This is a genomic window from Klebsiella sp. Ech2A, from assembly GCF_030078455.1.
In the GTDB taxonomy this organism is placed as follows: Bacteria; Pseudomonadota; Gammaproteobacteria; order Enterobacterales; family Enterobacteriaceae; genus Klebsiella; species Klebsiella terrigena.
The window spans coordinates 13,325-27,615 of sequence record NZ_JAQGFU010000004.1 but is presented as its reverse complement, the minus strand read 5'-3'; the positions used below and the strand labels follow the sequence as shown (position 1 = coordinate 27,615).

Here is a 14,291-nt window from a genome sequence, read left to right as displayed (position 1 = left end):
CGCCACAGAAATACGAAATATTTAGATACGCTTCGGCAAATTTCTTCACGCCTTTCGGCTCAATTTAAACAGTGGCATCAATATGAAAAAAACATTACTGGCAGCAAGCGCCGTCGTGGCGCTCTCCGCATCTTTCACTGCCGGCGCGGCAGAAAACGACAAACCGCAGTACCTGTCTGATTGGTGGCACCAGAGTGTAAACGTGGTGGGTAGCTACCACACCCGTTTTGGGCCACAAATCCGCAACGATACCTACCTGGAATACGAAGCCTTTGCCAAGAAAGACTGGTTTGATTTCTATGGTTACATGGATGCACCGGTATTCTTCGGCGGTAACACCAACGCGAAAGGTATCTGGAACCACGGTTCCCCGCTGTTTATGGAAATTGAGCCGCGTTTCTCTATCGATAAGCTGACCAATACCGACCTGAGCTTCGGTCCGTTTAAAGAGTGGTATTTCGCTAACAACTACATCTACGACATGGGCCGCAACGCGTCCGGTCGTCAGAGCACCTGGTATATGGGTCTCGGTACCGACATCGATACCGGCCTGCCGATGAGCCTCTCCCTGAACGTCTACGCCAAATACCAGTGGCAGAACTACGGCGCATCCAACGAAAACGAGTGGGATGGCTACCGCTTCAAGGTGAAATACTTTGTTCCGCTGACCGACCTGTGGGGCGGCTCGCTGAGCTACATCGGCTTCACCAACTTTGACTGGGGCTCCGATCTGGGCGATGACAACTTCTACGACCAGAACGGCAAACACGCGCGCACCAGCAACTCCATCGCTTCCAGCCACATCCTGGCACTGAACTACGCACACTGGCACTACTCGGTAGTGGCTCGTTACTTCCATAACGGCGGTCAGTGGGCTAACGACGCGAAGCTGAACTTCGGTGACGGCGACTTCAACGTTCGCTCTACCGGCTGGGGTGGTTACTTCGTGGTGGGTTACAACTTCTAATCCTGCCCGATGCTCCCCGGCCTCTGCGCCGGGGATATCGATTGACCCGCATTATGCTTCGCGATCTTCGCACCTCACCTTACGCAGAAAATCACTCAATGAACGGTCGGCCCGCTCGCTGAAAAGGCGCCCGGTAGCCGCCACTTCCAGACAGCGGTCGAGACGAAAGCAGCGGTAATCATCGCGCAGCTCGCACCAGCTCACCAGCAGCCAGCGCTCGCCCCAGAAAAACAGTCCCAGCGGCAGCACTTCACGCTGCGACACCTTTCCTGCTTCGTCGCGATAGTGCAGCGCCAGCACCCGCTGACCGGAAACCGCCCGATGCACCAGATCGAACTGCGTCTTGCTGTAGCCCTGAACGCCAAAGTCCGGCGCAAAAAGCCGCGACTGCTCGGCCTTGCGCCGGCTCTCCTCAGGCAAAATCGCCAGCACCTTTTCCTGAGCCGACTCCAGCGCCTGGGACAGCGATTCGCCTCCCCAGGTTTGCAGCAGCCGAATGGCGGCCACCAGCGCTTCCGACTCCTGGGTCGTCAGCATTAGCGGCGGCAGGCTGTAGCCGGCCAGCAGGCGATATCCGCTGCCGGCCTCGCCCTCCACCGGCACGCCGGAGAGCGACAGATCGCGGATATCCCGGTAGACGGTGCGCTCCGATACGCCGAGCCGCTCCGCCAGCAGTCCGGCGGTGGTCAGCCTTCTCCCCCGCAGGATCTGCACGATTTGAAAAAGGCGGTCGGCGCGTCGGCTCATTCTCTTTTCTCTTACTCTTTAGGGCTTGTCCCGCAGGCGTCATTGAGCATTAATGGGACAGGTTCTTTGGTTGATGCAGGCCAATCCGATTACCTTCGCTGTCAATAAACAGCGCGATGGTGCCGATATCGTTCGACAGCTCAAGCGGGCCAAAGACGCAGCTGCCGCCGGCAGAGCTTACGCGGTCGAGCGTCGCGGCCAGATTGTCGGTATGCAGATAGATAATACATCCCTGAGCGGCAGGTTTAACCCCGTCAAATTTTGCCAGCGCGCCGCCGGGAGCCGGGTCCTGGTACGGGAAAACGGCCATTTCAGCGCTATCCATATTTTCCCGACGCAGCGTCACCTGCAGCACCGGCTCGTAAAACGCCACCGCGCGATCCATATCGGCGACCGGAATTTCAAACCAGTTAATTACGTTGTTCATACATCCTCCTGTCCATTGTTTGGGTTCAGGAGGAGTCTACGACAGGGCTACTGACAGCGTAGTGTCAGTAGCGATTGGCTTCCCCGCCGTACAGCGCCTCTTCGCTACCCGGAGCCTGTACGGCTTTGCGCAGGCGCAGGGCCGGGCAGGCCGTACCGGAGGGTCGGTTGGGGAGTGCGAAGCGGGTTACGACGGCCGCGGGCGTTACTCCCTGTCATCACATGCGGATAATGAAGAGTAGCCAAAACTGGCGACGCTGTAATAAAAAAATCCCGGCCTTGCGGCCGGGATTGCGTTATCAGAACGGGACTGCCTTACGGCAGAATTGACGGCTGATCCGCCCCTTCTTTCTCCACTTTCTGCTGCAGCATATGCTCGCGCTTCATGCCCAGCTTCAGCGCCAGCGCGGACGCCACGTAGATAGAAGAGGCCGTACCGATGGAGACACCGATCAGCATCGTCAGCGAGAAGCCTTCGAGAACCGGACCGCCAAAGAGATACAGCATCAGGATCACCACTAACGTGGTCCCGGAAGTGATCAAGGTACGGTGCAGCGTCTGGGTCAACGACACGTTGAAGATCTCGTACGGCGTACCGCGGCGGATCTTACGGAAGTTTTCACGAATACGGTCAGATACCACGATGCTGTCGTTCAGCGAGTAGCCGATAACCGACATCAGCGAGGCAACGATGGTCAGGTCAATCTCGATATGGAACAGCGAGAGGATACCCATCGTAATGACCACATCGTGCGCCAGGGCGATGACCACCCCGGCGGCAAGACGCCATTCGAAACGGAAGCCGACGTATACCAGGATACAGATCAGCGCCGCCAGCAGCGCCATTGCACCGCTTTGCGCAAGATCGGCCCCGACGCTCGGCCCCACGAACTCGATACGTTTAACCGTCGCGTCCTGGCTGGTCGATTGGTTAATCACGCTCACGACCTTGCTGCCCAGCTCCTGGCTGACGTTGGTATCATGTACCGGCGGCATACGTACCATGATGTCGCGGCTGCTGCCGAAGTTCTGCAGCTGCGGCTCTTCAAAGCCCGCCTTCTGCAGCGCTTCGCGCATCTGATCCAGGTCGGCGGGTTTTTCGAGGGTAATTTCAATCACCGTACCGCCGGTGAAATCGAGACCCCAGTTAAACCCACGCACGCCCATCACCACAATGGCGGCAATCAGCAGAAAACCGGAAATGCCGAAAGCCCAGTAGTCCCAGCGCATAAAGTCATAGACTTTACGGCCGTGGTTCAATTGTTCAACAGTATATTCCTGTGCCACAACGCACTCCTCAGATAGACAGCTTTTTAACGCGCTTGCCGCCGTACAGCAGGTTCACGATGGCACGGGTGCCGACGATAGCGGTAAACATCGAGGTTGCCACACCGATACCGGTAGTAATAGCAAACCCTTTAATTGCACCGGTACCGACCGCGTACAGGATGATAACTTTGATCAACGTCGTAATGTTCGCATCGAAGATCGAGCTGAATGCGCCCCTGTAACCTTCATCAATAGCCTGCTGAACGGAACGCCCGTTGCTCAACTCTTCTTTAATACGCTCGTTGATCAGAACGTTCGCATCGACCGCCACCGCAAGGGTTAAGACGATACCCGCAATCCCCGGCATACTCAGCGTCGCCCCAGGCAGCAGGGACATGATACCGACGATCAGCACCAGGTTAGCCACCAGCGCAGAGGTCGCGATCAGGCCGAATTTCTTATAGAAGAAGATCATGAACAGGATAGACACCACCAGACCGGCCAGACACGCTTCCAGGCCCTGCTTGATGTTCTGCATACCCAGGGTCGGGCCGATAGTCCGTTCTTCAACGATCTGAATCGGCGCGATCAGCGCACCGGCACGCAGCAGCAGAGAGAGCTGACGCGCTTCGTTCGGGTTGCTGATACCGGTAATACGGAAGCTGTTACCCAGGCGAGACTGGATGTTGGCGATGTTAATCACCTCTTCCTCTTTCGCCAGAATGGCGCGACCGTTGGCATCTTTCTTACCGCTGTCTTTGTACTCCACAAACAGGGTCGCCATCGGCTTACCGATGTTGTCCTTGGTGAAGTTAGACATGATGTTACCACCGGCGCTGTCGAGCGAGATGTTAACCTGCGGCTGGTTGAACTCGTCCATGCTGGAAGTGGAGTCGGTGATATGGTCACCGGTCAGAATCACGCGCTTGTACAGCACAACCGGCTGACCTTCACGCGTACTTTTCACTTCAGAATCGCCAGGGACGCGGCCGGAAGCGGCTGCGGAGCTGTCAACGTTGCTGTTGACCAGACGGAATTCCAGGGTCGCGGTGGCGCCAAGAATCTCTTTCGCGCGCGCGGTGTCCTGAATACCCGGCAGCTCAACTACGATGCGGTCGGCACCCTGACGCTGAACCAGCGGCTCGGCAACGCCCAGCTGGTTTACACGGTTACGCAGAATGTTGATGTTCTGCTGCACGGCGTATTCGCGGGCTTCTTTCAGACGCTCGTCGGTCATCACCGCTTTCAGGCCGGTGCTGCCCTGAGTGGAGATAACCAGGTCGCGGTGACGCGGGCTAAGATAAGAGATTGCCTGATCGCGCGCGGTAGCGTCACGGAAAGCGATGCTCAGACCAAAATTGTCTTCTTTACGCACGGTGGAGTAAGGAATGCCTTTATCACGCAGCTCGCTGCGCAGGCTGTCGATATTTTGTTCCTGCAGTTTGCCCAGCGCGGTGTCCATATCGACTTCCATCAGGAAGTGTACGCCGCCGCGAAGGTCAAGACCCAGCTTCATCGGCTCGGCATGGATGGCCGCCAGCCAGCGCGGGGTTGCCGGAGCAAGGTTCAGCGCCACGACGTATTTATCACCCAACACGTCCACCAGCACTTCGCGTGCGCGGAGCTGGACATCGGTGGTGTCGAAGCGCGCAAGAATTGCGCCCTCTTCCAGTGCCACAGACTTAGCGGTAATTTTTTCTTCTTGTAACGTTTTCTGGACCTGGATCAGCGTTTGCTCACTGGCGGCGACGCCGCGCGCGCCAGTGATTTGAACAGCCGGATCCTCACCATACAGGTTGGGGAGCGCATACAGCAGGCCGACGACAATGACGACGACCAGCATGACGTACTTCCACAAAGGATAACGGTTTAACACGGCAGTTCCCTTAGGGAAAAGTGGATTACAGCGCCTTCATGGTGCCTTTCGGCAGAACGGCGGCTACGAAGTCACGTTTGATAACCACTTCAGTGGTGTCGTTCAGTGCGATAGCGATGTATCCGCTTTCGGCAACTTTAGTGACGCGACCAACCAGGCCACCATTCGTCAGCACTTCATCACCTTTGGCGATGGAGCTCATCAGATTTTTATGTTCTTTGCTGCGTTTCTGCTGTGGGCGCAGGATCATGAAGTAAAAAATCAGACCAAACACCACCAGCATCAGGATCAGAGACATCGGGCTGCTCTGCGCTGCGCCACCGGTTGCTGCTGCCGCATCAGAAATGAAAAAGCTCATTGAAATTCCCTCATTATTAAAATTAATCAACGTTCAAAGGAGGAACGGTTCGTCCCTGACGTTGGTAAAAATCGGCCACGAAGCTCTCTAATTTACCCTCTTCAATAGCCTTGCGTAAACCAGCCATTAAGCGCTGATAATAACGCAGGTTATGAATGGTGTTGAGGCGCGCGCCCAATATTTCGTTGCAGCGATCGAGATGATGCAAGTAAGCGCGTGAATAATTGCGACATGTATAGCAATCACACTCGGCATCCAGCGTCGCCGTATCGCTTTTATGCTTCGCATTACGGATTTTTACGACGCCATCGGTGACGAACAGGTGACCGTTACGCGCGTTACGCGTAGGCATAACGCAGTCGAACATATCGATACCGCGACGTACCCCTTCAACCAGATCTTCCGGCTTGCCGACGCCCATCAGATATCGCGGCTTGTCGGCCGGGATCTGCGGGCAGACGTGCTCGAGAATACGGTGCATGTCCTCTTTCGGCTCGCCGACAGCCAAACCGCCGACAGCGTAGCCATCAAAGCCGATATCTACCAGACCTTTAACGGAGATATCACGTAAATCTTCGTAAACGCTGCCCTGAATGATGCCGAAGAGCGCGTTTTTGTTGCCCAGGCCGTCAAAGCGGTCGCGGCTGCGCTGCGCCCAGCGCAGGGACATCTCCATTGAGCGTTTGGCGTAGTCCCAGTCCGCCGGATACGGCGTACATTCGTCGAAGATCATCACGATATCGGAACCGAGATCGAACTGAATCTCCATCGATTTTTCCGGATCGAGGAAGATAGGATCGCCGTTGATCGGGTTGCGGAAGTGCACGCCCTGCTCGGTTATCTTGCGGATATCGCCGAGGCTGAAGACCTGAAAGCCGCCGGAATCGGTGAGAATCGGCCCTTTCCACTGCATAAAGTCGTGCAGGTCGCCGTGCAGCTTCATGATCTCCTGACCAGGACGCAGCCACAGGTGGAACGTGTTGCCCAGAATGATCTGCGCGCCGGTGGCTTCAACTTCTTCCGGCGTCATCCCTTTAACGGTACCGTAGGTGCCGACGGGCATAAATGCAGGCGTTTCAACCACGCCGCGCTCAAACACCAGGCGACCGCGGCGGGCGCGACCGTCGGTGGTATCCAGTTCAAATTTCATTATCACTCCTGCGTCAGAAAAACAGTCTGACGTTAAACAACTCGCTACGGAATGATTCCATAGCTAAAAATACCTGGAGGCGCTATCGGCGCAGCCAGTTTGGGGTTGGCCAGCGCTTGCCATCCTCACGTACGCGCAGTACGTGAGGATGGCAAGCGCTGCCCGGCGTCAACATGGCAGGTGAGATAGCCTGCTTACGGACGCTCAAAAATAGCCCGCGGATTGTACGTGATAAACATCGCGTCCCCGTAGCTAAAAAAGCGATATTTTTGTTCTACCGCAGCCTTATAGGCGTTCATGGTGTGCTGATAGCCTGCAAACGCCGAAACCAGCATAATCAGAGTAGATTCAGGAAGATGGAAATTGGTGACCAGCGCATCCACCGCTTTGTACTGATATCCCGGATAGATAAAAATCTTCGTGTCGCCGAAGAAGGGTTCGATCAGATCGTTTTTTGCCGCCTGGGCCGCGCTCTCCAGCGAGCGTACCGAGGTCGTTCCCACGGCGATAACGCGGCTGCCGCGCGCTTTGGCGGCCAGCACCGCGTCAACCACGTCCTGCGGGACTTCGGCATATTCGGAGTGCATGATGTGCTCTTCGATGCTGTCCACGCGCACCGGCTGGAACGTCCCCGCGCCGACGTGCAGCGTCACGAACGCCATCTCAACGCCTTTCTCGCGCAGCTTTTCCAGCAGCGGCTCGTCAAAGTGTAGGCCCGCGGTCGGCGCGGCTACCGCGCCCGGCCTGACGCTATAAACGGTTTGGTACAGCTCGCGGTCGGCTTCTTCATCCGGGCGGTCGATATAGGGCGGCAGCGGCATATGGCCGATGCTGTTAAGGATATCCAGCACCGGACGCTCGTCGTTAAACTCGACTTCAAACAGCGCGTCGTGGCGTGCCACCATCGTCGCCTGGATGCTTTCATCATCGCCCAGCAGCAGCTCGGCGCCCGGCTTCGGCGCCTTCGAGGCGCGGATGTGCGCCAGGATGCGTTTGTCATCCAGCATGCGCTCGACCAGCACTTCAATCTTACCGCCGCTGGCCTTACGCCCGAACAGGCGCGCCGGGATCACCCGGGTATTGTTAAAGACCAGCAGATCGCCGGGATTAAGCTTATCGAGCAGATCGGTGAAGGTGCCGTGCGTCAGCGCGCCCGTCGGCCCGTCTAACGACAGCAAGCGGCAGCTACTGCGCTCAGGCTGCGGGTAGTGGGCAATCAGGGATTCGGGTAGTTCAAAGGAAAAATCGGTAACGCGCATGACGGTGGCTCAGACTAAATAAAGAGGCGGGTAGTCTAGTGCCGGGGCGTTCTCCCTGCAACCTTTACCCCGCAGCACGGTTATAATACTCTAAATAATTCGCGCTGCAGGACAAGGCGCCTGTGCCTTAAACAGCGCCTGCTCTGGCCCCATGAGGGCGAGGCCGTCGGCGAGTCGTGCGGCAATCGGGAGGCAAATTCGTCAGCAGCGAATTTAACCTGCCGAGGCCTGGCCTCCGGTGAGGGGCATGGATATCCTTCATTAATCCCGGGCGCTTAGTCAACTCAGTGACAGGGAAGAACAAGGCCCACGAATGGACCAAGTAAGGAAGCCAACGCACATGCAACCGGAAGTACAACGAGTATTATGAATTTTCTCGCACACCTGCACTTGGCCCACCTTGCCGACAGCTCGCTGCCGGGCAACCTGCTGGCCGATTTCGTCCGCGGTAATCCGCAGTCGGACTATCCCCTGGAGATCGTTGACGGCATCTTTATGCATCGGCGAATAGACGTCATGACCGACAATCTGGCGGAAGTTAAGGCCGCCCGGGAGTGGTTTCGTCCGCAGACCCGGCGCGTGGCGCCCATTACGCTCGACGTCATGTGGGATCACTTTCTCTCGCACCACTGGGACCGCATCTCGCCCGATATGCCGCTCAGCGAGTTCGTCCGCTACGCTCATGCCCAGGTGGCAACCATTTTGCCGGATTCGCCGCCGCGCTTCGTCAATCTCAATGAATATATGTGGTCCGAGCGCTGGCTCGAGCGCTATGAGGATATGGCGTTTATCCAGCGCGTCCTTAACGGAATGGCCAGCCGTCGCCCGCGCCTCGACGCCCTGCGCGACTCCTGGCAGGACCTCGATACCCACTACGACAAGCTGGAGCAGCAGTTCTGGCTTTTTTATCCGCGCATGATGGCGCAGGCGAAAAATCGCGAACTCTAGCGGTTGCGTTTGCTGACAAAAAGGCTATTCTGAAGGTCACACTTCCATGCAGATTGATAGGTAAAACCTATCTCATCGATTGTCAGCCTCACGTTGAGTTCGCCCGCTCCTGCCCCTATACTTGCCCGCGTTGCGTTTCAATTAACCTTAGTATTAACAGGAGAATCATATGGTTCTGGTAACTCGTCAGGCTCCGGATTTTACCGCAGCAGCAGTTTTAGGTAACGGCGAAATCGTTGAGAAATTCAACTTCAAACAGCACACCAACGGTAAAGCCACCGTACTGTTCTTCTGGCCGATGGACTTCACCTTCGTTTGCCCGTCTGAGCTGATCGCTTTTGACAAACGCTATGAAGAATTCCAGAAGCGCGGCGTAGAAGTTGTTGGCGTTTCCTTCGACTCCGAATTCGTTCACAACGCATGGCGTAACACCCCGGTAGACCAGGGCGGTATTGGTCCGGTTAAATACGCGATGGTTGCTGACATCAAGCGTGAAATCCAGAAAGCCTACGGTATCGAACATCCGGACGAAGGCGTTGCGCTGCGCGGCTCCTTCCTGATCGACGCGAACGGCGTTGTTCGCCACCAGGTGGTTAACGACCTGCCGCTGGGACGTAACATCGACGAAATGCTGCGCATGGTTGACGCGCTGCAGTTCCACGAAGAGCACGGCGAAGTGTGCCCGGCTCAGTGGGAAAAAGGTAAAGAAGGGATGGCCGCTTCTCCGGAAGGCGTGGCTAAATACCTGACCGAGAACGTTTCCAGCCTGTAATCGGCTGCCGTTGATAAAAAGGCTCGCAACCGCGAGCCTTTTTTGTTGCTTTATGCCTGGCTTTGCGGCTGCTGGAAACAGACGGCGGATACCGTAAAGGGATAAAAGGCCCCCTGTACGCCTTTTTTTGTAACCCCGTTCAAACTTTGCTGAAAAAGCGCCCTGATATTTGTGATAAGCGCTGCATTTTTTCATTTTAAATTAAGACGCAGGCCCATTCCCTACCCCATGTTATTCCTTCTCCGGAAAAATAATAAATCATAATCCATTGATATATAACGATATAATAAAATTTATCCATTTGAGAAAAATATTCCCCCAATCCATTCGATGTGATCGGCTTCAATATTTAAAAATCCATATGTGATCTGGACCATAATTTTTGTTGAGATCTTTGTTCATGATCTGATTCAGGAATATGAACGCATTAAGGATCGGATGATGGATATTATTTTTAACCCTACATTAATTGCGCTTAAGCAGAATATTTCCACAGCCGAGCAGGCGATCGAATGCGCCGGAACGCTGCTTGCCCGGCAAAATATTTGTCGCCCGGAATATATTAATGCGATGGTCGGGGTGTATCGGGATTTTGGTCCGGCGATTGTTATCGACCACGGCCTGGCGATGCCCCATGCCCGACCGGAAAAAGGCGCATTACAGACGGGTTTTTCCTTAGTCACCACCCAACGGCCGATCGCATTTGGCCACGAGGAGTTCGATCCGGTGAACGTCATTATCGCCATCGCCGGGGCGGATGCGAATAGCCATATAAAAATGATCCAGCTGATAGCCTCGCTGATTGAGTCAGATATTGTCACGTTTCTTCAACAGGAGCATGACGCCAATTCAGTATTACATTTCATCCAAAAGCAAATGGAGTAGTCATTATGTTAGTTATCAGAACGGTTTGTGGTAACGGTATTGGCAGTTCATTAATGGCTGCGAATAATGTCAAAAAAATATGCGATGAATTAGGTATTAAAGCCGACGTGGCCTCCGTTGATTTTGCCAATGCGGTAGGAGAAAAAGCCGACCTCTACGTCACCATTAAAGAGCTGGCAAACCAGTTTCCTGCGCGCTGCAACGTCGCCATTATTCGCAGCTACGTGCACAAAGCAAAAATCGCCGAGGATATTACTGAAGCACTCACCAAAATTGCTGCAACTCACTCTTAATCATTATTGAGGGAACGACCATGCAGGCTATTCTTAGCTTCTTAGCGGAAATATTTAGTCAACCCGCATTTCTGATGGGGATTATCGCCTTTGTCGGTTTAGTGGCGCTACGCTCCCCGGGTAATAAATTACTGACCGGGACCCTTAAGCCAATATTAGGCTATTTGATGTTAAGCGCCGGCGCCGGGGTTATTGTGGCAAACCTCAACCCTCTCGGCGGCATTATTGAAGCCGGATTTAATATTCGCGGGGTGATCCCTAATAATGAGGCCATTGTTTCCGTCGCGCAAAAAATGCTGGGCGTGGAAACCATGAGCATTTTGCTCTTAGGCTTTATTTTCAATCTGCTCATTGCCCGCTGCACCAAGTACAAATATATCTTTCTTACCGGGCACCACTCTTTCTTCCTGGCATGCCTGTTCTCCGCGGTGCTGCAGGCGGCAGAATTCCACGGCTGGATGCTGGTGTTAATCGGCGGATTCCTGCTGGGCTCGTGGTCGGCCATTTCTCCGGCAATCGGTCAGCGCTACACCAAACAGGTTACCGAAGATGGCGGCATTGCGATGGGGCATTTCGGTTCGCTGGGCTATTACATCTCGGCCTGGATCGCCACGAAAACCGGTAATCCGGCAAATTCATTTGCCGATACAGAAATCTCAGAGAAATGGGGCTTTCTGCGCGACACCACGGTCACCACCGGGATCGTGATGTTTGTTATCTACTTCGTCTGCAGCGCCGTCGCGGGCACGGAGTACCTGCGGACGATAACCGACCAGAATATGCTGATCTTCTCTATCCTTACCGGCCTGCAGTTCGCGGTCGGCGTCGCCATCGTCTACAACGGCGTACGGCTGATCCTCGGCGATCTCGTCCCGGCGTTCCAGGGGATCAGTCAGAAGCTGATACCGAACTCCATCCCCGCCGTCGACTGCGCCGTATTTTTTACCTTTAGCCCAACCGCCGTTGTCGTGGGGTTCATCAGCTCGTTCGTTGGCGGCCTGGTGGGCATGCTTTTCCTCGGCGCATTTGGCATGGCGCTGATAATCCCCGGCATGGTGCCGCACTTCTTCTGCGGCGGAACCTCCGGAGTCTTTGCCGATAAGCTGGGCGGCAAACGCGGCTGCGTCATCGCCTCATTTATCGGCGGCATATTCCTTGCGTTCCTGCCGGCGATGCTGCTTCCGGCTTTGGGTAGCCTCGGCTTTGAGAACAGCACCTTCGCCGACTTCGACTTTGCGGTCTGGGGCATCATCATCGGCAATGCATTCACCCAGTTTGGTCAGATAACGATTTATCTCATCTGCCTGGCGCTTCTGGTCGCGCTGCTGGTGCCATTCTGCTTCCGCTCGGTGCGCGTGGTCGGTGACACCCTCAGCTATGAGGAGCTCACTGCGGATAAGAAAAATGAATAAGCGGTTTCATTTTTCCCTGCGGGAAGGGACTTCCTCCCGCAGCTGACAAAATAATCAGGAGTTGTTATGGCTATCTTGTCCATTGGGTTTTCATGTTTCGATCAGTTCTTTTTTCTTAACGAATGGCCGCAGGAGAATACCAAAAATTTCTGCCACGACTTTATCGAGAGCGGCGGCGGCCCGGCAGCAAATGCGGCATGGTTGCTGGGCCTGTGGGGGGAAGATGTTTACTACATTGGCCATTTGAATAAGGACCTTTACGGCCAGCGTATTATCGATGAGTTTGCCGAGGCCGGGGTCGATACCAGCCAGGTGGTCTTCTCCGATGAAATGATCACCCCGCTGGCGTCGGTGCTGGTGAATCGCCTGTCGGGCTCAAGGACGATTATTACCCGCAAAATGCAAACACCGCCTTCGCTGACCTACGACCAGAAGCTGAAAATTGATGATTTAGCGGCGCGGCTCATTGAATCAGAGGAACCGGTAACGCTATTAGTTGATGGGCATGAAGCAGAACTCAGCGAATATATCATTAAGAAACTGCCAGCCGCAAAGGTAGTTATGGACGGTGGTTCGCTGCGCGCCAGCAATATTAAGCTGGCAGCCTGGACCGATTACTTTGTTGTTAGCGAGCATTTCGCCAGAGACTATATGGGCTATCGCGCCCTCGAGACCGAAGCGGAAATTAAAGCGGCGCTGATCGAGCTAAATAAAATTTGCCGCGGTGACGCCTTTATTACGCTGGGGGAAAAAGGCTGTGCATTCTTAAAAAGCGGCATGCTGCAAATTGTTCCGGCCTGGCTCTGCAATGTGGTTGATACTACCGGCGCCGGGGACGTATTCCACGGCGCCTTTACCTATGGCGTGCACTACTCGTGGCATATCGACAATATTATTTTGTTTGCCAGCCTGACCGCGGCAATCTCTATTGAGAAAAAGGGCGTGCGTGAATCAATGCCCGACCTTGCCATCGTCCATAACTCGCTAAATAACTACGAAAGAAACTTAACGCAATATTTTGGTGAATAATTTTCGTTAATCAATATCGAGAGGTGATCATGTTAGTTTCTATGAAGGACATGCTTCAGCATGCCCTGCGGGACGGTTATGCCGTAGGGCAGTTCAATATTAATAATCTGGAATGGGTCGGCGCGGTATTAAGCACCGCACAACAGCTGCGCTCCCCGGTTATTCTCGGCGTCTCCGGCGGTACCGTTAAGCATATGCTGGGATTAAAATGTATTCATGACATCGTGGTCAACGCGATTGATTATTTACACATTGATATTCCGGTCGCGCTGCATCTCGATCACGGGACCACCCGTGAAGCCTGCAAAGCGGCTATTGAGGCCGGATTCAGCTCCATCATGTTTGATGGTTCGCACCTGCCGTTTAGCGAAAACCTGGCCATCACCCGCCATCTGGTCGAGCTAGCGCATGCCAGAGGCATTTCGGTTGAAGCTGAGCTGGGCACCATTGCCGGAAGCGAAGACGGTATCGTTAACTCGACGGTGATCTATGCCGACCCGCAGGAGTGCTACACCCTGGTCAGCGAAACGCAGGTCGATTGTCTGGCGGCGGCGCTAGGCTCGACCCACGGGCTGTACAAAGGCAAAGCAAAGCTCGGGTTTACGGAGATGAAGGCGATTGCGGAGCGGGTTAAGGTTCCGCTGGTGCTGCACGGCGGCACCGGCATTGCCGACGAGGATATGCGTAAGGCCATTGCCTGCGGCACGGCCAAAATTAACGTCAATACCGAAAATATGTACGCCTGGTGCCAGGAGGTGAAGGCCATACTATCCGCCGATACCGGTCATGATGTAAACGACCCGCGCAAAGTGATCGGCCAGGGGCTGAAACCGGTGCGCGAAATGATTGCGCGGCGCATTGAGCTGTTTGGCTCACAAAACCGCTATTAGCCAATATTCA

Annotated in this window: 16 protein-coding genes; 9 read left to right on the top strand and 7 right to left on the bottom strand. The window is 54.8% G+C overall.

Annotated elements, in window-relative coordinates; all coding sequences use genetic code 11:
* Positions 1-82: 82 nt before the first annotated feature.
* Complete coding sequence (locus PFH44_RS01925) at positions 83-967, top strand: nucleoside-specific channel-forming protein Tsx (RefSeq protein WP_045854198.1); 885 nt, start codon at positions 83-85, stop codon at positions 965-967.
* A gap of 51 nt (positions 968-1,018) precedes the next feature.
* Here the strand turns inward: PFH44_RS01925 and PFH44_RS01920 are convergent, their stop codons facing one another.
* On the bottom strand, positions 1,019-1,714 hold the full coding sequence (locus PFH44_RS01920) for a helix-turn-helix transcriptional regulator (protein ID WP_283824151.1): 696 nt from the start codon (positions 1,712-1,714) through the stop codon (positions 1,019-1,021).
* Positions 1,715-1,763: 49 nt separating this feature from the next.
* Positions 1,764-2,141 carry a VOC family protein gene (locus PFH44_RS01915; RefSeq protein WP_283824150.1) on the bottom strand — a complete coding sequence of 126 codons (378 nt, stop codon included), beginning with the start codon at positions 2,139-2,141 and terminating at the stop codon, positions 1,764-1,766.
* 61 nt (positions 2,142-2,202) lie between these two features.
* On the opposite strand from PFH44_RS01915, the gene PFH44_RS01910 reads away from it, so the two are divergent.
* A complete protein-coding gene (locus tag PFH44_RS01910) occupies positions 2,203-2,382 on the top strand; it encodes a hypothetical protein (RefSeq protein ID WP_283824149.1) in 180 nt (59 codons plus the stop codon).
* Between the two features lie 73 nt (positions 2,383-2,455).
* Here PFH44_RS01910 and secF read toward each other — a convergent pair whose 3' ends face one another.
* From secF to queA, 5 genes are all read right to left on the bottom strand, one after another.
* Positions 2,456-3,427, bottom strand: a complete 972-nt coding sequence (gene secF / locus PFH44_RS01905; RefSeq protein WP_045854195.1) for a protein translocase subunit SecF — start codon at positions 3,425-3,427, stop codon at positions 2,456-2,458.
* 10 nt (positions 3,428-3,437) lie between these two features.
* The gene (gene secD, locus PFH44_RS01900) at positions 3,438-5,285 is read right to left on the bottom strand and encodes a protein translocase subunit SecD (protein WP_072051773.1); all 1,848 of its coding nucleotides are present in this window, start codon (positions 5,283-5,285) and stop codon (positions 3,438-3,440) included.
* Positions 5,286-5,310: 25 nt separating this feature from the next.
* Positions 5,311-5,643 carry a preprotein translocase subunit YajC gene (yajC, locus tag PFH44_RS01895; RefSeq protein ID WP_041144282.1) on the bottom strand — a complete coding sequence of 111 codons (333 nt, stop codon included), beginning with the start codon at positions 5,641-5,643 and terminating at the stop codon, positions 5,311-5,313.
* 22 nt (positions 5,644-5,665) lie between these two features.
* Complete coding sequence (gene tgt, locus PFH44_RS01890) at positions 5,666-6,793, bottom strand: tRNA guanosine(34) transglycosylase Tgt (RefSeq protein WP_041144281.1); 1,128 nt, start codon at positions 6,791-6,793, stop codon at positions 5,666-5,668.
* 194 nt (positions 6,794-6,987) lie between these two features.
* Entirely contained in the window at positions 6,988-8,052 is a 1,065-nt protein-coding gene (gene queA, locus PFH44_RS01885; RefSeq protein WP_041144280.1) for a tRNA preQ1(34) S-adenosylmethionine ribosyltransferase-isomerase QueA, read from the bottom strand.
* A 366-nt stretch (positions 8,053-8,418) separates the two neighbouring features.
* On the opposite strand from queA, the gene acpH reads away from it, so the two are divergent.
* The 7 genes from acpH (at position 8,419) to fba (ending at position 14,281) form a co-directional block, all read left to right on the top strand.
* Positions 8,419-9,000: an ACP phosphodiesterase gene (acpH, locus tag PFH44_RS01880; protein WP_041144279.1), complete on the top strand. Its 582-nt coding sequence runs from the start codon at positions 8,419-8,421 to the stop codon at positions 8,998-9,000.
* A 169-nt stretch (positions 9,001-9,169) separates the two neighbouring features.
* A complete protein-coding gene (locus PFH44_RS01875) occupies positions 9,170-9,772 on the top strand; it encodes a peroxiredoxin (protein WP_004858569.1) in 603 nt (200 codons plus the stop codon).
* Between the two features lie 441 nt (positions 9,773-10,213).
* A complete protein-coding gene (locus PFH44_RS01870) occupies positions 10,214-10,657 on the top strand; it encodes a PTS sugar transporter subunit IIA (protein ID WP_283824148.1) in 444 nt (147 codons plus the stop codon).
* Positions 10,658-10,662: 5 nt separating this feature from the next.
* Positions 10,663-10,950: a PTS sugar transporter subunit IIB gene (locus tag PFH44_RS01865; protein WP_041144277.1), complete on the top strand. Its 288-nt coding sequence runs from the start codon at positions 10,663-10,665 to the stop codon at positions 10,948-10,950.
* A 20-nt stretch (positions 10,951-10,970) separates the two neighbouring features.
* Positions 10,971-12,362: a PTS ascorbate transporter subunit IIC gene (locus PFH44_RS01860; protein ID WP_045854191.1), complete on the top strand. Its 1,392-nt coding sequence runs from the start codon at positions 10,971-10,973 to the stop codon at positions 12,360-12,362.
* A 66-nt stretch (positions 12,363-12,428) separates the two neighbouring features.
* Entirely contained in the window at positions 12,429-13,391 is a 963-nt protein-coding gene (locus PFH44_RS01855) for a carbohydrate kinase family protein (protein WP_041144275.1), read from the top strand.
* A gap of 29 nt (positions 13,392-13,420) precedes the next feature.
* Entirely contained in the window at positions 13,421-14,281 is an 861-nt protein-coding gene (gene fba / locus PFH44_RS01850; protein WP_283824147.1) for a class II fructose-1,6-bisphosphate aldolase, read from the top strand.
* The last annotated feature ends 10 nt before the right edge of the window (positions 14,282-14,291 follow it).